This is a genomic window from Nitrospira sp. MA-1, assembly GCA_032139905.1.
Classification (GTDB): domain Bacteria; phylum Nitrospirota; class Nitrospiria; order Nitrospirales; family UBA8639; genus Nitrospira_E.
In genome coordinates, this window is the sequence record JAQJDB010000006.1 from 108,631 (window position 1) to 127,832 (window position 19,202).

Consider the following 19,202-nt stretch of genomic DNA (forward strand, 5'->3'; position numbering starts at 1 on the left):
GTCAGGTATCTAAATGCTTGACAGGGTATAGCAGCTATGGGAAGATTTTGTTTATTCTTATCGGAATTGGGGTATTTTTAGTTTTTCCCTTACAACAGGCTATGTTTATCAAGAAAGGATGAGCAATGTCCTTGCTAAAGAGGATTGAAAGTCCAGCAGATTTAAAGAAACTTTCCCGTGAGCAATTCCCTGAACTCTGTCAGGAAATTCGGGAACTCATTATAGAAGTGATTTCCCATGTTGGTGGGCATTTAGCCTCCAATTTAGGCGTGGTTGAGTTGACTGTGGCATTGCAATATTTATTGAATACTCCTGATGATAAAATCGTCTGGGATACCGGCAATCAGGCTTACACACATAAATTATTAACGGGTCGGCGTGAACAATTTCATACGGTCCGACAGTTCGGTGGAATAAGCGGATTTTGTAAAAGAGAAGAAAGTATTTATGACACGTTTAATGCCGGACATGCCGGGACCGGGGTTTCCGCTGCCGTGGGCTTTGTGGAGGCTCGTGAGCAATTAGGAAAGTCCAATAAGGTGGTTTGCGTCGTAGGAGACGGTGCCCTCACTGCCGGAATGACTTTGGAAGGGCTTCAGCATGCCGGAGATATGGGCCGAGACTGTGTCGTGATCCTGAATGATAATCAAATGTCGATTTCCAAAAATGTCGGGGCCATTTCCGCCTACCTTAATCGGACCTTTACCGGGGAATTCTATACAAGGCTTCGGGAAGAAACTTCTCAACTCCTTGAGACTATTCCGCAAATTGGGGAACCCGTGAAGCGAATGGCGATACGGGCTGAAGAGCTGGCCAAAGGCTTTCTGCTGCCAGGCTTGCTTTTTGAAGAGTTAGGATTTCGATATGTTGGTCCGATTGATGGACATAATTTTGAGCATTTATTGCCGACTCTGGAGAATGTTCTAAAATTAAAAGGGCCAACTCTCCTGCATGTGATTACCAAAAAAGGATTAGGGTTTCAGCCGGCCATGAAAAATCCTGTTTGGTTTCATGCCTGTTCACCCTTTGATTCCAAGACTGGGCAACCGGTGAAAAAGCCCGGTCACCCCTCGTATAGTTCCATTGCAGCCAAAACACTGATTCGTCAAGCCAAAAAAGATAACCGGGTGGTGGTCATTACGGCTGCCATGTGCGAGGGAACTGGAATGGCAGAGTTTGAGAAGGAGTTTCCTTCCAGGTTAATTGATGTAGGGATTGCTGAACAACATGCCGTGACGTATGCGGCTGGTCTCGCCGCTGATAATATGCGGCCGGTTATTTGTATGTACTCTACATTTCTGCAACGGGCATATGATCAGGTTGTGCATGATGTGGCAACCCAAAATCTTCCGGTGACCTTTTGTATTGATCGGGGAGGATTGGTGGCGGAAGACGGAACCACGCATCATGGGGCTTTTGATTTTGCGTTTCTGCGGCATGTTCCCAATATGGTGATTATGGCACCAAAAGATGAAAATGAACTTCAGCATATGGTCCAAACAGGACTGGTGCATGATGGGCCAGTGGCGGTTAGATATCCTCGCGGCAGTAGCCTGGGGGTGCCATTAGATTCTGAACCCACTCCTCTTTCAATTGGACAGGGTGAATTATTGTCTGATGGGCATGATGTGGCGATTATCGCCATTGGAGTGATGGTTTCGGAGGCTATGAAAGCAGCGGAGCGTTTAGAAGAAGAGGGTGTGTCGGTGTCTGTCATAAATGCACGGTTTGTGAAGCCTCTGGATAAAAATCTTATTCGGGATGTTGCCAAAAAAGTGAAGTGTTTAATTACGATTGAAGAAGGTTGCCGGATGGGCGGTTTTGGATCGGCTGTATTAGAGTTTTTATCAGAGGAAGAATGTTGGAGTATGCCGACCAAGGTGCTCGGGTTGCCAGATTGGTATATTGAACAGGGTCCTCAGGATTTGCTCCGGGAAAAGTATGGCCTCACGGCGGATGGTATTTATGATCAGGCCAAGGCGTTGCATGACCGGGTTTCCCTTCAAGCCGCAATACGTTAGATTATTTTCGTGTATATTTCTCGAAGAAAAACAAAGCAAATCCAGGTTGGATCGGTCAAAATTGGTGGCAATGCCCCCATATCGGTTCAGTCTATGACGATTCCTCATCCGAGGGATGTTGCTGGGACGGTAGAGCAAATTCAACAGCTAGAGAAAGCTGGGTGTGAATTAATCAGGGTGGCCGTGCCTGATATGGAGGCGGCTGATGCGCTTCCAAAAATAAAATCACAAACGACCTTACCCTTGATCGCGGATATTCATTTCGACCATCGTCTGGCATTAAAAGCCGCTAAAGTCGTGGATTGCGTCAGAATTAATCCAGGGAATATTGGGCCGTGGTGGAAAACCGAAGAGGTAATTCAGGCCGTCAATGACTATGGTATTCCACTCAGAATTGGAGTGAATGGGGGCTCGTTAGAGAAGCATCTTCTTGAGAAATACGGCTATCCCACAGCTGAAGCTCTTGCTGAATCGGCGCTGAATGCAGTCCATGCGTTGGAGGATGTTGGATTTACCAATATGAAGGTGTCCCTGAAGGCCTCTGACGTGCACATGGCAATGGACGCCTATTGGTTGTTTGCCCAACAGTCCAATTACCCTCTGCATATAGGCATTACTGAAGCAGGAACTGCAATGACTGGCGCTGTGAAGTCTGCTATAGGGTTAGGTTGGCTGCTTTCTCAGGGTATCGGCGATACCCTCCGGGTTTCGTTAGCAGCCGATCCTGTGGAGGAAGTCAAGGTGGGTTTTGAAATCTTGAAATCGCTGGAGCTTCGTCACCGAGGAGTCAATGTGATTGCTTGTCCGACATGTGGGCGAGTTGAAATTGATGTAGTGAAAATGGCGAACGAATTAGAGCATCGACTGGGGCATATTACCACCCCAATCACCGTGTCTGTCTTAGGTTGTGTGGTGAATGGAATTGGCGAAGGGAAAGAAGCTGATATTGGAATAGCCGGAGGACAAGGCGTAGGGATTCTCTTTAAAAAAGGGAAATTGTATAAACGTGTGCCATCTGAAGAGCTTCTTCACACTTTAATTGAAGAGGTGGAATTGATGGCCAAGGAGCAAGGTGGTGGTCAAGAGCCGAGCATCAATATTCCTGAGACACCTGATGTCCTTTCCGGTAATCCCTCCTCTATGGAAGATCTTTCCTTAAAATCAATACGGTCTGTTTCAAGAGAACTTCCCGTGTTGCCTCGTCAGTAATGGTTCCAGCCCTTCCAAGACTAAAGAAAGAGAAAGCCAGATCTTCTCTTGTACAAGAGAAAATAGACTTCTTATAATGATCCCGTCATGGCGCCGTACCCAAGTGGCTAAGGGAGCAGTCTGCAAAACTGCGATTCAGCGGTTCGAACCCGCTCGGCGCCTCCATTTATTCGGGTTTTATCAGACGTAGGTGTTAGGTTTTTGCGGAGAAAAAGAAGTAGACGCTCTTGAAATTTGGCAATTACCTCCAGGAGTAAAATAACAATGTCGGTACCTGTGTCCCAAATGTACACCGTAGCTCATTATGCTCTCTCACAGCACTTGCGGGGTGTGAAGCGATACCCTCTTGTGATGATGTTGGAACCGCTCTTTCGGTGTAATCTGGAATGTGCAGGATGTGGGAAAATACAATACCCGGACCATATTTTGAATCGACGCCTGACGCCTGAGCAATGTTTGGCTGCGGCTGATGAATGTGGTGCGCCAATTGTGAGTATTCCTGGGGGAGAGCCCCTCATTCATCCTGAAATGCCAGCTATTGTCGAAGGGCTTGTGAGGCGGAAAAAGTATGTTTATCTCTGTACAAATGCCATTCTGCTTGAAAGAAAATTACAGGACTACACTCCCTCTAAATACCTTACCTTCAGCATCCATATGGATGGCCTCAAGGAAGAACATGACCATGCCGTTTGTCGAGATGGCGTCTATGACGTTGCTGTGAAAGCCATTAAAGCCGCTTTGGCTAAAGGTTTTCGCGTAACGACCAATACGACATTATTTAATGATGCGGCGCCTGCTCGTGTGAGAAGATTTTTTGATGAGATGATGGAGTTGGGTGTGGAAGGCATGATGATCTCTCCTGGGTATAGTTATGAAAAGGCGCCGGATCAGCATAGTTTTTTAAGCCGTGAACGAACGCATTCGTTATTTGCGCAATTGCTGGCTCAACGAAAACGCAGTTGGCAGTTCAATCAATCTCCCTTATTCCTTGAATTTCTGATGGGGAAGCGAGAGTATGAATGCACCCCTTGGGGGAATCCCACGTACAATATTTTTGGTTGGCAGCGCCCCTGTTATTTATTGCAGGATGGGTACGTATCCACTTTTCGAGAATTAATGGAAGAAACGGAGTGGGAGCGTTATGGATCGGGACGACATGAACAATGCCGCGATTGCATGGTGCATTGTGGATATGAAGCTTCGGCTGTGAAAGATACCTTCAGTTCATGGGGTGGGTTTTTCGGCACCGTTAGGGCAACCCTGTTTCCCAATGCTGTGTGATCTCCTATTTTTTGTTTTTCTTTTCCTTCCTCAATTCCGATCATCTGGTAATCGTCTCAACGCCTTGCGGGAAGTATAGGGCCATTATGGATTCAGATATGTCCTCAATCGGTTCTCCTCAATCCTGGGAAGGTCGGTGTCTGCAACCTTCGAATGAGAAAGAATTGCACGAAGCCATGAATCTCGTGTTTGATTATAGGGGCGATGTGACGATTCAACTCAAAAAGGGGGAGCAGGTTGTGGGATTTGTATTTGATCGTCAGGAGGAGGCTCCTCAGCCGTATATACAGCTATTCCTGCCAGGGGATCAACATCCTCGGATGGTTTTATACCAAGATGTGGCTGGAATCGAATTTTCAGGTCAAGATACGGCGTTTGGTCGATCGTGGGAGGACTGGGCGCAAAAGTGGAAGAAGTCTGAGTCCAGCTCTTAACAATCTTAATAATACTATTCCCGCAAGCATTGTTTTCCCTTCATCGTTCTGAATCATCCAAATAATTCAAAACAGCTTTTGCATTTAATCCGATTCTAGGTGGGATGGGAATTTTTTTTCTCTCTCGACTCATTCACTGGTCTGTTTATTCTCCAAAAATACAGGCATGGAAAGGGTAAAGAGCCCGCAAGAACGTAGGAAATAATTGACGGTTGGCTTCTGACTGTGATAGAAGTCCTGAACTTTTTTGGGCCCAAGAGACCTATGTAGCCCAAGGGATTTTGAATAGGAAAAAACAATTGTTCCGGTCAGTCTGTTTATGGGCTTCAGAGGTAGACCATCATTCTTGGATTGAGGTCAGAATTTGTGGAAATGAGATGGAATGGCCTTGAGGCGGTCGTTGTTTCCGTGAGGGAAGCTCTGGCAGATATTTTGGAGAACGGGGAGTCAGGATTGATGTTTTATAGAAGGTTGTCCTTCACTAAAAAGATAAGGATCGGAAGAAGTAATTTTTAGAAGGAGTGATTCTGGTCTTTAAGTCTAGAGGGGCAAATTTTAGGTGAGGTAATGTGGAATTTGGCAAACCAAGATTCAGGTAAACGAGGGGGAACAATGAACGAGTTTCAATTTGTAAAAAGTCTTTTAGTTAGTGGTTTGGCTGTCATGGGCCTGTCGATGTCAGCATGTGGTGGTGGGGGTGAAGGTCCGCCGCAACCTCCTCCTCCTGCTCCTCCGGAATATGCAGATAAACATATGCCGTCGGGTTATTGGAATAATCCGGAGATCCTTGCAGAAGGGGAGGCGATTTTTACCGGTCAGCAGAATATTGATGTGAATTGCGCGAGTTGCCATGGTAAAGATGGAAAGCCTGTGAAGGCTGGTGCTCGCGATTTCCGGCGAACCGAGCAAATGGAGCTATATTCGGATGCGGTATGGTTTTGGCGAGTGTCTGAGGGGGTATCTGGTACAAAGATGAAAGCTTGGAAGAGCAAACTTTCAGAGGATGCCATTTGGAAGGTAATTGCGTATGAAGCCAGTTTTGGGCTCAAGGGCAAGGAATATGATGTTGCGAAAGGTCAATGGGTTCCTTCAGGAGGAGCTGGTGCCGCTCCTGCTGCCGCACCACCTGCGGATGGAGAGCCTGAAAAAGCGGCAGAGTAATCCAGGAATTGAATGAAAAAGAAGGAGGGCGGGGACCCTTGAAAACACTGAATCGCAGTCTATTGATATTTCTAGCGTTGGGCCTAAGTGGAGTGGCTACTGCCTTTGGGCAGGTTCCAGATGCTCCACTTGTAGATTTTCCCTATTCGGGGAATCGAACGGCCGTATGGGTTGTCGCCCAACTTCATATATTATTTGCGGCGTTTATTCTAGGCGCTCCGATATTTGCGGTTGTAGCTGAATGGCTTGGGTATAAGAATAACGATCCGAAGTATGACCGTCTGGCCAAGGAAGTCATTAAGGTTACAGTCATCCTGTATAGTATGACAGCCTTAACTGGAGGTTTGTTCATATTTGTCCTCCTGGGGACGTATCCTGACTTTTCGACATGGTTGATCAAGCATTTTTTCCTTGTCTTTGCGGTCATCTACCCTCTGCTGTTTATCCTTGAAACAATAATTTTGTATACCTATTTTTATTCATGGGATTCCATGAAGGGAGCGAAAAAAGGACGACATATCGCTCTTGGCATCCTATTGAATATAGTGGGAACGGTGACACTCTTTGTCATTGACGGACCGACCGCATTTATGAATACGCCGGCTAAAGCTGTGGAAGGCGTGTCATTGGTTGAGTTTATCCAGACCGCCAGCTTGTGGGACAAGATGGCTAACTTTAGCTGGATGCCCCTCAACCTCCATCGACTGGTAGGCAATGTGACGTTTGGTGGGTTTATTGCCGGACTTATTGCGGCTTATATGTTTATGGGATCAAAAACAGAAGAGGAGCGCGCATATTACGACTGGATGGGTTTTGTGGGAAACATGATCGGCGTTGGGGCGCTGTTGCTCCTTCCATTCATGGGTTACCTCCTGGCCTACGAGTTGTGTGATTACGACGCTTCCATTTGTCCATACATGATGGCTGACCAATTGTCGATGTTTTTTGAGATGCAGGGGGCAATGATCGGCCTGATCTTTCTGGCCAGTAATTATTACATTTGGTTAAGTCTTAAGCGAATACAGGGTGTAGAGCAGGTACGGATATCTGGATTCGTTGCAGTGGTGGTGGTGTTTATGCCGGCCATCATGGGATTTACCTGGAAAATGTTCCCTCCTCCTGAGTGGCAGTCTTTGATTGTCCTAGGAATTCTGGTCATTTTGCCTGTTGTGCTTGGGAAAGTTCCCGGTCTTAAGAATTTTACGGTGTCGGCATTCACCATGATTAAGGTTGGTTTTTTAATGATTGTGGTGGCAGATGCGATTTGGATGACACCTCATGGTTTTGTTCCGACCCAAGGCCTGGCCACTGAGGAATTGGAATTGCCGTCATGGGCGAGTGAGTTAGCGCTTATGCCAGCGAAAAATGCTGCAGCCTTTACACTCGTGTTCCTGACTGTGGTCAATTATCTGTTGTATAACCGGGCAATTAAGCGAGGAACAATCATCTGGGGAAAAATTGATTTCGCTTCACAGTTTGTCCTCATATTCCTCGCCTTTAGTGTGATTTGGACAATGGGCCTCATGGGCACGGTACGTTCATTGACGCGAAAGTATTACCATGTTTATAACCTCGTTCCTGATTTTACTCCTGAAGCGTTTACGCCGACCCTGGCATACTCGGCATGGTGGATAACAGGGGTGACTATTGTGTTTTACGCTGTTGTGAGTTTTGCCATTCTTGTCACGCTAAAAGCTGGAAGCTCGAAACCGGCCACATCATTGGCATCCTCGGTCCCGGCTGAAGCTAAATGAGAAGCTTGAAAAAAGAGGAAACAAATGGCTAACCAAAGTTTTGCCAAGAGTGTCATGAAAAAGACCACCTTGGGGGTCATTATTGGAGTGTTGTTGGTAGTTGGGGCCAAGTTTACCCATTTCCCACCAGTCTTTCAGGTCATGTTTTTTCTTTATGCAATGCTAGGGGCGTTGGTATTTATTCTTTTAGATGCTCCGGCAATGAAACGGTTGGAAGGAGTGAAGGCTGTTGGGGCTTTAGTGGTGTTTTACCTCCTGCTTTCTGGACTTTATATTGCCGGGGCGTCGATTCTGCCTCAGTTTGACCCTGAAGATGAAAAGGGGAAAATTGAAAAAGTCTTGAAACTTCGTCGCGCCCAAACGGAACAAGGCAAAGCGGATGAGTTGATTGCCAGGGCAAAGGAATTGGATGAACGGGCTAAAGCTATTTCCAAGCAACTGAGTTCTCTTGGAGCTGATACCAAAGTTGAGGTGGTGTCTACGCCAGGTCCGGCAGGTGGTGGAGCGGCCTCAGGCGACCTTGTGGCTCTTGGGAAAGATCAATGGGAACTTCAAGAGTGCTATAACTGCCATAAGCTGTATGGCCAGGGTGGGAAAAAGCGTGGGCCAGAGATGGATAATATCGGTAACCTCATGACCCCTGAACAGTTGAAGGAAAAAATTATAGATCCAAAAAGTTGGAAAGCAGAAGGATTCGATAAGGATTACGATAAAGGGAAAATGCCTGATAAGTATAAAGATCTGATGTTCCCCCAGGAAATTGATGCGCTTGTTGCCTTTCTTGCTTCGTTAAAAGACGAATCAGTTAAAACTCCGAAGCCAATAAAAATGAATTAATCAACATCTGAGGTTTTTCCTGGCTATGCAACCAAAATTGACAGCAAAAGCATTGTGTGCGAACAAGGAAGTCGGGAAGATTTCTAAGGTTATTGTTGATCCACTTTCCCACGAAATTAGTCATATTATCGTTCAGGAATTGAATGGCCACGGGGCGCAACGCCAGATTCCTATCGGCCAGGTTCAAGAGGTGGTGAGTGAGGAGGAAATTGTTCTTCGTTGTTCATCCGAAGAATTCGGTCAATTTCCAGTACTGGAGCGAGATCAGTACGTCACAATTAAGGAAGTGGAAATTGCGCATTTGGAGGATCATTTACATGTTGAACCTGGAGAAATCTTGGTTCCTTTGCCCCGTTTAGAGCAAGGGGTACCAAGGCGCACGTTTTTTACCAATATGACACATGCGATTGGAGCTTTAATTGCCTTGCCATTAGTGTTTCCTGTGTTGAAGTATCTCATGAAGCCAATGTTCAAACCCTACGATAATGCCTGGTTTTCGGTTGGCAATGTCAAAAAGGTGAATAAAGAGAATATTGGATTCCAATTCAAATTTACCCGTGGGTTTAAAGAAGCATTTATGCCGGAGCAACAGATTGAAAAAAATATTTGGGTAGTCAAGGCAACTCCGGCAGTTCAAAAAGCCGTATACCAGGGGAATGATATGAAGTTTTACGATAATAAAGGGGATGTTATTTGGGTAAACAAATCCAATTCTCCCTATATCGGCTACTCCGGGAAATGCCCTCATCTTGGTTGTGGGTATAAATGGAGAAAGACGAAAAACTTTCCGGACGGGGTGTTTTTATGCCCCTGCCATTTGAGTATTTATGATGAGGCTGGAAAAGTTATCGATGGCCCGGCACCTAGGCCGCTCGACGTTCTCCCTCTGCAAGTTGATGCGGGTGGAGAAGTGAAAATAATCGATGTGGAGTATAAAGCCGGGGTAAATAACCAAATTCGGCTTCTATAAAAGCCTAGGATGGAATGGTGAAAGGCGCATGAAGGAAGACAGTCAAATCGCAAGTCCACAAAATGCTTTTGAAAAGGTTGTGGAATTTGTTGATGAGCGAGTAGGCCTGAAAACAATTCAGGCCAAAATGCTGAATGAGCCAATTCCCGGTGGTTCTCGCTGGGCTTACGCTTTTGGCTCGGTGTTGTTATTTATCTTTATTCTTCAGGTCGTCACTGGGATCCTGCTGATGTTCTACTATGTCCCCAGTACGGATCATGCTTATGCGAGTACTCAGTACATCATTCACGAGGTGGACTACGGATGGTTTCTGTTGAGCTACCATTTTTGGGGATCCTCTGCAATGGTGGTTATGGTTTTCGCGCATATGTCTCAAGTATTTTTATGGGGTGCCTACAAAAAGCCGCGAGAACTGGTCTGGCTCGTCGGTTTGGCGTTATTTGGCATTGTGATGGGTTTTGGTTTTACAGGTTATCTTCTTCCGTGGGATCAACGCGCCTACTGGGCAACGGTGGTAGGTGTAGAAATTATGGATAAAACTCCACTTGTTGGTGATTTTATAGCTCGATTTCTTAAGGGTGGTCCTACGCCTGGGCAAATGACCTTGAGCCGGTTCTTTGTCATACATGTCATGGTCTTGCCTGCTGCGTTAGCGGGGCTGGCTGGCCTTCATATTTTCCTGTTTAGAAAGGCCGGGCCCGCAGGTCCGTTCAGAGGAACTCCTGAAGAGATTAAAGCAAAAACAGATTATTTCTTTCCTCGTCAAATCTGGAAAGATATTGTAGCTATGGCCACGGTGTTCTTAATCATTTGTTCTCTGGCCTTCATTGAACCAGTGGTGCTGCTGGAAAAGGCGACTCCTGATCCTGGAGATTACCATCCTGAGCCTGAGTGGTATTTCTTGTTCTTGTTTCAGTTGCTGCGTTTGAAAATTTTTGGCGGGGAGTTTGGTCAGTTCCTTGGAGCTATGGCCATACCAGGTGCCTTTATGGCGTTTTTAGCAGCGTTGCCTTTTTTGGATACCAATTCAGAGCGCAATATTTTTAAGCGCCCCATCGCTCTGGTTGGGTGGACTGTGATCATGGTCTTTATTTTGGTGTTTACGGTGTCCGCAATTATAAACCGACACTTTTTAGACTAATTTCTGGGAACATATGTCAAATACGAAGTTAGGACTTCTTGTTTTTTGGCCTACATTCTGGACCGGATTTCCAATAAAGATGGTTGTCGCCTTGTTGTTGCTGGCGGCACACATCCACCCTTGGGAGGGGAGCGGGCTTTTTTTATTGCTACTTGTTTCCATCCCGGTTGATATTTGGGCGCTTGGTCTGTGCGCGAGAACCGTTTTTATTGACCGGCTGAAGGTCGATCCGAGGCCTGGTATTGGCCTTCAACTTTGGATTCGATGGGCAGTCTTCAGTGCTTTGGCATTGCCGATCCTTCTTTTCGTGGTGTCCACGGTAGCGGAAACTGCTCAGTCAGTGGTTTCCAGTATTGTGGAATCTATTAAAGAGAATATTTTTGTCATTCCGGTTGCCGAGCAGATAAGTCTGGAGCTTGTTATGTGGGGGAGTGTGGCGTCGGTCGCGCTCATTCTCTGTCTTTTCGGGTGGCTGTTTGGACTAGGGTGGCTTGCTCAGCCATTTGTAAAGGATGCGAAGCCAGTGGTCGGTTCCGCAGTGGACCAGGCTAATTTTTGGGATAGTTTACGTATACCAGCGGATCAGCCCCTGCTCTTAACAGCATTTACCGGGTTAGGGGTGGTGTTGGTGTTTCTTTTCTGGGTTCTTCTGCCCCCAACAACCCCTCATCCCCATGAAGAATATGTCTATACGTTTGAAAAAAAGGAAAAGGAAATAGTTGAACCAAAAAAGATACTAATGGAAGCGGAGCAAGTTCTAGCCAATGCAGAGCTTGCCGTCTTAAAGCTTCAGGAAGAGAATCCATTGGATTCAGAATCAGCTGTAAAATCTAAGGACCTTCCAAAAGAAAGCAAACAGAATAATAAGATAGATACACAGGTTCCGGTTAAGGGAGAGGGAAAACCTTAGACTAAGTTTTGGAATTTCTGGAGTGTAGCCTTGAACAAAATAATGAACGATCGAAGGGGGGCCAGAATGAATACGGCCGGCCAATTAGGACATACAACCGTTTCGCAAGGAATGAATAGAATGCCTGGAATGCTTAAATTGGCAAGTTTTTTGGCCCTTCTCTTTCTTCCGGCTTTGGGTATGGCGGCTGGAGGTGCTGAGATTCAGGCAATGTCGGTGGAATATCGGGATGTTCCAGGAATCGGTAGCCGTAATCTGATATGGATTGTGGCCCAACAGCATTTGTTGCTGGCTGGTTTCGTTTTGGGTGTCCCAATTTTTGCCTGGATTTGTGAACTTGTTGGTTGGAAAACGAAAGAAGCTCGGTACGACAAGCTCGCCAAAGAATTTACAAAGCTTTTGACGTCAGCCTATGCCACCACGGCCCTTTTTGGAGGGATCCTTTTGTTCCTCCTGATCGGACTTTATCCAAAGTTGATGGCTTACCTGACCGATATGTTTTTTCCTTCTTTCTTAGTATATTGCCTGCTCTTCTTACTAGAAACCGCCACCCTCTATATGTATTGGTACGGGTGGGATTACATGCAGGGAAATAAAAAGACATTCCATCTTTTTTTAGGATTCCTCCTGAATCTTTTTGCTCTTGGAATCATGGCGGTTCCCAATTCATGGGCAACCTTCCAAGCGAGTCCTGTCGTGCTAGGGGAAGGAGATGCCTGGTCGAGAGCTTGGATGGCTATGCAAAATCCTACATGGATGCCGGTCAATATTCATCGCCTCATCGCCAATGTAGTGTTAGGTGGATTTATCGTGGGAGCTTATGCAGGCATCAGGTATCTTTTGGCGGTTTCCCGTGAAGAGCGTGAGCATTACGACTGGATGGGTTATGTCGGTAATTTTATTGGGGTGTTCGGTATGTTGCCCCTTCCCTTTGCCGGCTATTGGCTTATGCGTGAGGTGTACCAATACAACCAACAAATGGGGATTACCCTTATGGGTGGTTTCTTGGCATGGCTGTTTATTCTTCAAGCCATGCTGATTGGGGTGCTGTTCCTGGGGGCGAACTATTATTTTTGGATGGGAATTACCTATAGAATACCGGGGTCTGAAAACCAATACAAAAAACCGGTAATGGCGATGTTAATCGTCTTATTATTGTGTCTCGGAATATGGATGACTCCGCATTCTTTGGTCGCCAGTTTGGCTGAAGCCCAAAAGATGGGTGGGACTCACCATCCCTTGCTTGGTGTTTTCGGTGTGATGTCTGCCAAAATGACGGTATCGAATATCATGATCCTCGTCACGTTTATGAGTTTTATTATGTATTGGCGCGCGGGAAAACAGGAAACGGCAGGTTGGGCAAAAGCAGCTAAAGCCATTATGGGAGGATTGCTTGTCATTGCAGGAATCGCCGTTGTGGTTCTTGGGGTATGGGGGTATTTCGTCCCTGCCATCATTCGTATTAATTACTTTTCGGTCGCACAAGTATTAATTGTCCTGTTCATTATGATTACGTTCACTCCGCTAACCGCCATTTTAATGAAAAGTGCCAAAACTACAACCGAAATGGTGTGGGGTAAAATGCCTATTCGGGCAGGGTATAGTTTAGTTTTAAATGCGGTCATGGTGATTTTACTTATGTCATTAATGGGGTATGCCAGGTCATCATCCCGAGTACATTGGCACATTTATGGTGTTATGAGAGATACCTCGGAATATGCCTATTCCCCAGCATTAGGGTATGCAGCGGCATTTATGTCTCTTAACACTTTTGTGTTTTGTCTAATCGTCGCGTTTATCTTTTGGGTGGCAACACTAGGTGATAAAGCCAAAGCTCAGCCGCCAAGGGGATCTACCGTGGATATTCCTGGCCATTCGGCTCCAGCTATGGCTGGTGGTGCACCAAGGGCCGTGGAAAAGCTTGAATAGGAATGGAATAAGAGAAAGACTAAAGGGCCATATTTCTTTGGAAAGCATGGGTGAGGAAACATGAGTGAAGTCGCGCTATTACAAATAATAGGCATGTGTGTCATTGGGGTAGGAATTCTTATCCTGCTTTTTATTAAGGGAATGTTCCTTCGGGTTTTAGGTTTTGTCGCGATGGTGTTGGGAGTCTTTAGTTTAATTGCCTTGAGCGTTCCGCAAATGGCCTCCTTGCCTCCTGCTGTAGAAACCTTCGATCTTGCCAGCGTTAAAAGCCCGGATGATTTGGCTTCAATTGGGCAGAAAATATTTTTTAGTAAAGGACAATGTGCCTTGTGCCATTCAATCGGGCCAAGTGAGTCTGCCCGGTGCCCAGATTTAAATGGTATTGGAGCAAAACTGTCTCCGGAATTTATCTATGAAAGTTTAACTCAGCCTCAAGCCTATATTTATTTGGACTTCAGGCATGATGGTGTTCCAAAAGAATATCCGGCACAGATGCCCCATATCGACAAGGATCCTATCGGATTAAGTAAGCAGGAAATTTATTCGGTCATTGCTTTCCTCCAAAAAATGAGTGGTGAACCAATCAGTATCAAAGTTGAGGACATTATGGAAACCGAGCAAAAATCGGATGATTCGTTAAAGGTCGCTTCGGTCTCTTCACCACTGAAATCGCAAATGGAAAATTCGGCGGATCGCTAAAGGGAATAGCCAGGTTGAGGAGAACATCATGAAAGGCCCTATTACTAGTGGAGCAATCGTTCTTGCTGGTGTGTTTATATTTTTAAAGTTTTTACTTCCGTTATTTACGGCACCACTTCCAGCAAGTTTAATTTACCTGTATTTGGCCTTAGCCCTGAGCGGCATTATGATTTATGGGACCATGAGTGGCCCATCCTTGGAGGCGATGATGGGCCCGGTCTTCCGTTTTTTATCTGGTCAAGGCCAATCAGGAATAGGCCATATGGCAAGATTGGCAGTGTTGGTAATGTTCCCGCTTCTGGTGGGGTGGCAGACGTACTCCAGTTTGGCTCCGAGCGACCTGCCGCCTGCGGAAAATAGAACCATTCATCCTGCACCTCCTGGGGAGTTTGTTGGTTTGTCAAATCCTTATCCAAAAACTCCCGAAAACATTATGATGGGTAAAGGCCTGTATGCAGCCTACTGCTCACCTTGCCACGGAGCTAATTTTGATGGAAAGGGCACAGCAGCTCCTGGGTTTAATCCTCCTCCAGCTGATTTTACTGATCCTGGGACCATTGCCCAGTTACAAGAGGCCTATTTGTTCTGGAGGATTAAAAAAGGTGGAGTAGGATTACCTGTGGAAGGAATGCCTTGGAAGTCAGCTATGCCAAGATGGGAAGAGGAATTGCCGGAAGAATTTATATGGAAAATTATAATGGGTGAATATGACGGAGCCCATCAATCCCCACGGACGTGGGAAGAAGAAGAGTAAGCATAACCCAATCATGTTGTGGATAAATGAGTGGAGAATATGACATGTCGAACGGACTAAGAAGCCTAGGTGCCATATCCATTATTGGGCTGTTCGGAGTCCTGGGGTTTACGGAAACATTTGCTAGCGAACCGCCGGCTTCCGATGAACTCGGGAGTGTTTCGGTTCGAATGTATCAATTAGAAGGCAGCTTACCAACCGCTGACCCTAATTCTTCACAATGGGATTCAGTGCCTGGTTCTGAATTTAATCTGGCGCCACAGGTGCATTGGCCTCCCCGAATTCAGGAAGTAACCGTTAAATCAGTCAAGGCTAAAGGGGTTCATAATGGGCAAGAACTGGCTATTTTAGTGGAATACGATGATCCCACAGAAGATCCGGGGGACGCCGCTGCACTTGAATTTATGGTTGGAGACAAGCCAGCCCATTTTGCCCATGGTCAGGAAATGCTGCAGGTTGAAGGTGGACCGGTAAACATTTGGTTTTGGAAAAAGGAAAGTGGCCAAGCTGTTGATATGAGTGCGAAGGGGTTTAAGACCTTGGAAACTCAACCTCACCAGGATGTTCAGGCAACAGGGGTTTGGCAAAATGGGACATGGAAAGTGGTCTTTACCCGATTGTTAAAAACTGAGGACGAGCAGGATGTTCAAATAGAACCTGGCGAATGGAGAAATGTGGCCTTTGCTTTTTGGGATGGGGCCATTGTGGATGGTCTTGTAAAGGAAAAAGGTGGACAGAAAGCCGTTTCTACTTGGTGGTATATTCGGGCTGAACCGAGTGCAGATAATTCCATTTTTGGTTGGGTTATATTGGGCTTAGCCCTCGCAGCGGCCTTCGAACTGGTGATTGTAAGGAAACTGAGAAAGGGGCAATCAGTATGAAACTGATAGCGGGAGGCGGTCGTGATATAACAGTCATCGGTTTGGCCGTTGTCGGATTTACCTTCACGCTATTCTCTGGATGCGCAATTTTTGAGGATGAAAAAACCTCTAAGGGCCGAAAGCTCTATAACCATTATTGTAGTCATTGTCATGGGGAAACCGGACAACAAGGGGAAGGCTTTAATTGGGAGCGCATGTCGGACCCCAGACCTAAAAATCTCGCATCCAATGCCGAAATGTCCACCTTTAGTGATGAAGAGATTTTCCACACTATTTATCGGGACATGAAAGATACGACCGATCCCAAAGTATTAGATGACGAGGACTACTTTGCCGTCCCTACCATGCCGACATTTAAGTACACCTTATCGGAGGAAGAAATCTGGTCTATTGTGGGTTATGTTCGGACCCTTCATGGTATGTCGTTGAGCTATGATTTTGAAGCCAGGAAAAAAGAATTAGATGAGGCATTCCAGGCGGCACAGCAAGAGATGGAAACGGCAAAAGCGTCTTTTGAGGCCGCAACCGAGAAAGCGGAGGCCGCTCAAGCTGCTTATGAAGAAACGCTGACAGATGAGCAGCTTGAGAATTACGAACCGGAAGAAGTCACGATTCCGGAAGAGGAAGCGTTCCTGGCAGCGAATGAGAAATATGAAAACGCTAAAGCCTCTGTTGATAACTTTTTAAAGCGTCCTAAAAAGGCTCAGGTCTCTCGACCGGATCTCTCCTTACCTGAAGAGGAACGTGCCGTCCAAGCTAATCTGGGAAAACAGTTATATAATGACAAATACGGATGTCAGGGATGTCATAGCCTCAATGATGAAGGTGGGCTGGTTGGTCCTGCATTAGATCGAGCAGGATTTCGCCTCAATCCTACATGGGTCTATCGGTGGATTCTGTATCCTCAAGCCATGAAAAAACATACCAGGATGCCAAATTTAGGGATTTCAGACCAAGATGCCAAGGCAATCACGTATTATTTAGGGACACTCCAGGCCCCAAAACCAGAAAATCCAGTTCCCCTCTCAGAATAAAAACAAAACGGTCCTTCTTTCCACGAGACGCGTGCCTTTAGGCTTGCATTAGCCAAAAAAGGTGTTCACCTACCATTTATCCATGCTAAGGACCTGGTTTGAATCTGGTGGTTCTAAGGAATTGTGGGAATGCTTTTGATAAACAGGCTAGGATTAAAAATAAAAAAAGCCTATGAGTGGCTGGAATTCTCCTGAGTGATTGGCCGATTAAAATAAAACTAATCGGTTTGTTTGTAGTCCTTACTTATTTTGTATATTTATGGATGCCCCATCCATATTCCTCCTAAAATAAGAACCCCAATCCAGACATGTTGTTTGAATAAAAAGAAGGCTTTTTCCCCTGAAATATTTGAGCGGAGAAGAAGAACTTGATAGCCTAATAAACCAGCTACTCCCATTAAGGTCATAGAATATTCAATGCCAAGATGATTGATGTTGGCGACCAGAGACAGACATGCCAGCATGATCAACCCCGCAATGCCCACCCCAAGCCAGGTGTAGGATCCAAAGAGAATGGCGGTGGATTTGACTCCAATCCTTTGGTCATCATCCCTGTCCTGTATGGCGTAAATCGTATCGTAGGCCATGGCCCAACACACCGTTGCTGCGAAAAGGATCCAAGCCGACAGGTCCAATTCGTTTCGAACAGCGGCCCACGCCATGATGCCACCCCACCCAAATGCTAATCCCAAAACAAGTTGGGGGATATGGATGAAACGCTTGCAGAAAGGATAAATCCCAGCAAGCAGCAATGCCACAGGACTCAGCAAAAGTGTTAGAGGATTCAAGAGCCATAACAAAATGGCGGCTAACCCAAGCAAAACTGCCAGAAGTGCTAAGCCTTGGGAAGGCGTTAATTGGCCAGAAGCAAGGGGACGATGCCGTGTTCGTTGAACTTCCCGATCAAATGACCGGTCAGCCAGGTCATTCATAATCACCCCTGCACTTCGCATGAGAAATGATCCAAAAATGAACACCAAAAGGAGCTTAAGACCGGGCCAACCCTCGGAAGCAAGAAACAGAGACCAAAGGGTGGGGAAGAGTAAAAGCAGAGTCCCTGTTTGATTGAACAACCGGATGAGATTCGCTAATGCAAGGAAAGGAGGCATGGACGCTATGTAGAGCTGCCTAAAACAATAAGGGACACGGATGGTAAGACATGACCATTGGAAAAGACGCCATTATCGGAACACATAAACTATGAGTTTTGAGTCATGCGAATGTGAATATTATTGCTCAGGAAGCCCCCCCAATGTTACTTCACCATAAATCGTGCGATACAGAGGATTCGATCCGGTTCATTCGAAGGAGCAACCACGATCATCCATTCCCCGGTGTGTAAATCCGGACGTAGTGATTTCATGCTCCACATGCGATAGCCTGGAGAAGGTTGAATGGGGATGTTCACTTCTGAAATTTTGGTCCAAGTTCCATCGGTTTTGTGATGCCAGCTGTGACGAATTTTTCCTTTTGTGGTTGCTTCGATTTTTGTCCAAAATATCACTTGCGAAGTTTGTGATGTTTGGATCATTGGAATTGCCGCTTGCCCATTTTTATCTTTTTCGCAATAGGCTGGAGGACGGAATATTCCCTGTGGGTTCCTCTTGTCCACTTCTTTAGATAAAACAACGGTCTTAACAAGAAAGTCAGCCTGGGCTAACAGAGGTGTTCCTGCTAGGCCGATCAAAAGCCCGATTCCCCTCAATATGTGTTTCACTCGATCAACCACCTTCAGTCCTCATTTGGATCGTGAGACAACGCCAACCTAAGAAACTAAAATATACCTGCGGTCTTGTCAATGGAGAAGGTGAAGGGAGGGCATAAGTGCGGAACCTACTTATTCCTCAGCAAATTCCCTCCACTTTTTGATAAGACCCACGACCTTTTGAAGTTGACGTTACTAAGCGACGAAAGGTATAAACGACCACAAGGTAGCCTACCAAACTCGTTCTCCAGTAAAGGCGGTCCTTCGCTGTTTGATTCCTTCCAATGTGAGCCGGCGTAGCTCAGTGGTAGAGCAGCTGATTCGTAATCAGCAGGTCGGTGGTTCAATCCCACTCGCCGGCTCCAGTCAATATCCAATCGGACAAGTTTTTAAAGTAATAGCCCGGAAGGATTCCGGTTATTTTCTTTCACAGCGAATGTTGGAAATTTGATCTGAAAAAATGGAGCTTGTGTGGCATCGGT

General features: G+C 46.0%; 17 protein-coding genes and 2 tRNA genes. 17 read left to right on the top strand and 2 right to left on the bottom strand.

From position 1 onward, the window contains the following. The first annotated feature begins 125 nt into the window (after positions 1-125). The 16 genes from dxs (at position 126) to PJI16_07975 (ending at position 17,015) form a co-directional block, all read left to right on the top strand. Complete coding sequence (dxs, locus tag PJI16_07900) at positions 126-2,021, top strand: 1-deoxy-D-xylulose-5-phosphate synthase (protein MDT3777481.1); 1,896 nt, start codon at positions 126-128, stop codon at positions 2,019-2,021. 9 nt (positions 2,022-2,030) lie between these two features. Further along, a complete protein-coding gene (gene ispG / locus PJI16_07905) occupies positions 2,031-3,230 on the top strand; it encodes a flavodoxin-dependent (E)-4-hydroxy-3-methylbut-2-enyl-diphosphate synthase (protein ID MDT3777482.1) in 1,200 nt (399 codons plus the stop codon). Between the two features lie 89 nt (positions 3,231-3,319). Then, positions 3,320-3,395 (top strand) — tRNA-Cys (locus PJI16_07910). Positions 3,396-3,494: 99 nt separating this feature from the next. Continuing rightward, on the top strand, positions 3,495-4,511 hold the full coding sequence (gene hpnH, locus PJI16_07915; GenBank protein ID MDT3777483.1) for an adenosyl-hopene transferase HpnH: 1,017 nt from the start codon (positions 3,495-3,497) through the stop codon (positions 4,509-4,511). An 86-nt stretch (positions 4,512-4,597) separates the two neighbouring features. Further along, positions 4,598-4,945 carry a hypothetical protein gene (locus tag PJI16_07920; protein ID MDT3777484.1) on the top strand — a complete coding sequence of 116 codons (348 nt, stop codon included), beginning with the start codon at positions 4,598-4,600 and terminating at the stop codon, positions 4,943-4,945. Positions 4,946-5,557: 612 nt separating this feature from the next. Next, positions 5,558-6,106 carry a c-type cytochrome gene (locus PJI16_07925; protein ID MDT3777485.1) on the top strand — a complete coding sequence of 183 codons (549 nt, stop codon included), beginning with the start codon at positions 5,558-5,560 and terminating at the stop codon, positions 6,104-6,106. Between the two features lie 38 nt (positions 6,107-6,144). After that, positions 6,145-7,860, top strand: coding sequence for a cytochrome ubiquinol oxidase subunit I (locus PJI16_07930; GenBank protein MDT3777486.1), 1,716 nt, complete (start codon positions 6,145-6,147; stop codon positions 7,858-7,860). 24 nt (positions 7,861-7,884) lie between these two features. Next, positions 7,885-8,697 (top strand): cytochrome c, encoded by an 813-nt coding sequence (locus tag PJI16_07935; protein ID MDT3777487.1) that lies wholly within the window; start codon positions 7,885-7,887, stop codon positions 8,695-8,697. Positions 8,698-8,722: 25 nt separating this feature from the next. After that, positions 8,723-9,667: a ubiquinol-cytochrome c reductase iron-sulfur subunit gene (locus PJI16_07940; protein ID MDT3777488.1), complete on the top strand. Its 945-nt coding sequence runs from the start codon at positions 8,723-8,725 to the stop codon at positions 9,665-9,667. 28 nt (positions 9,668-9,695) lie between these two features. Further along, on the top strand, positions 9,696-10,808 hold the full coding sequence (locus PJI16_07945; GenBank protein ID MDT3777489.1) for a cytochrome bc complex cytochrome b subunit: 1,113 nt from the start codon (positions 9,696-9,698) through the stop codon (positions 10,806-10,808). A 79-nt stretch (positions 10,809-10,887) separates the two neighbouring features. After that, positions 10,888-11,718, top strand: coding sequence for a hypothetical protein (locus PJI16_07950; protein ID MDT3777490.1), 831 nt, complete (start codon positions 10,888-10,890; stop codon positions 11,716-11,718). 66 nt (positions 11,719-11,784) lie between these two features. Further along, positions 11,785-13,647: a cytochrome ubiquinol oxidase subunit I gene (locus PJI16_07955; GenBank protein MDT3777491.1), complete on the top strand. Its 1,863-nt coding sequence runs from the start codon at positions 11,785-11,787 to the stop codon at positions 13,645-13,647. 171 nt (positions 13,648-13,818) lie between these two features. Continuing rightward, complete coding sequence (locus tag PJI16_07960; protein ID MDT3777492.1) at positions 13,819-14,346, top strand: cytochrome c; 528 nt, start codon at positions 13,819-13,821, stop codon at positions 14,344-14,346. Positions 14,347-14,374: 28 nt separating this feature from the next. Then, positions 14,375-15,100, top strand: a complete 726-nt coding sequence (locus PJI16_07965; protein ID MDT3777493.1) for a cytochrome c — start codon at positions 14,375-14,377, stop codon at positions 15,098-15,100. Between the two features lie 44 nt (positions 15,101-15,144). Continuing rightward, positions 15,145-15,981 (top strand): ethylbenzene dehydrogenase-related protein, encoded by an 837-nt coding sequence (locus PJI16_07970; protein ID MDT3777494.1) that lies wholly within the window; start codon positions 15,145-15,147, stop codon positions 15,979-15,981. After that, a complete protein-coding gene (locus PJI16_07975) occupies positions 15,978-17,015 on the top strand; it encodes a c-type cytochrome (GenBank protein MDT3777495.1) in 1,038 nt (345 codons plus the stop codon). The genes PJI16_07970 and PJI16_07975 overlap by 4 nt, the downstream gene beginning before the upstream one ends. Before the next feature lie 257 nt (positions 17,016-17,272). On the opposite strand, the gene ubiA is transcribed toward PJI16_07975, so the two are convergent. Both ubiA and PJI16_07985 read right to left on the bottom strand, forming a co-directional pair. Then, a complete protein-coding gene (gene ubiA, locus PJI16_07980; GenBank protein ID MDT3777496.1) occupies positions 17,273-18,124 on the bottom strand; it encodes a 4-hydroxybenzoate octaprenyltransferase in 852 nt (283 codons plus the stop codon). Positions 18,125-18,270: 146 nt separating this feature from the next. Next, positions 18,271-18,732 carry a DUF2914 domain-containing protein gene (locus tag PJI16_07985; GenBank protein MDT3777497.1) on the bottom strand — a complete coding sequence of 154 codons (462 nt, stop codon included), beginning with the start codon at positions 18,730-18,732 and terminating at the stop codon, positions 18,271-18,273. Between the two features lie 278 nt (positions 18,733-19,010). Between PJI16_07985 and PJI16_07990 the strand changes: the two genes are divergently transcribed. Continuing rightward, positions 19,011-19,085, top strand: a tRNA-Thr gene (locus PJI16_07990). The last annotated feature ends 117 nt before the right edge of the window (positions 19,086-19,202 follow it).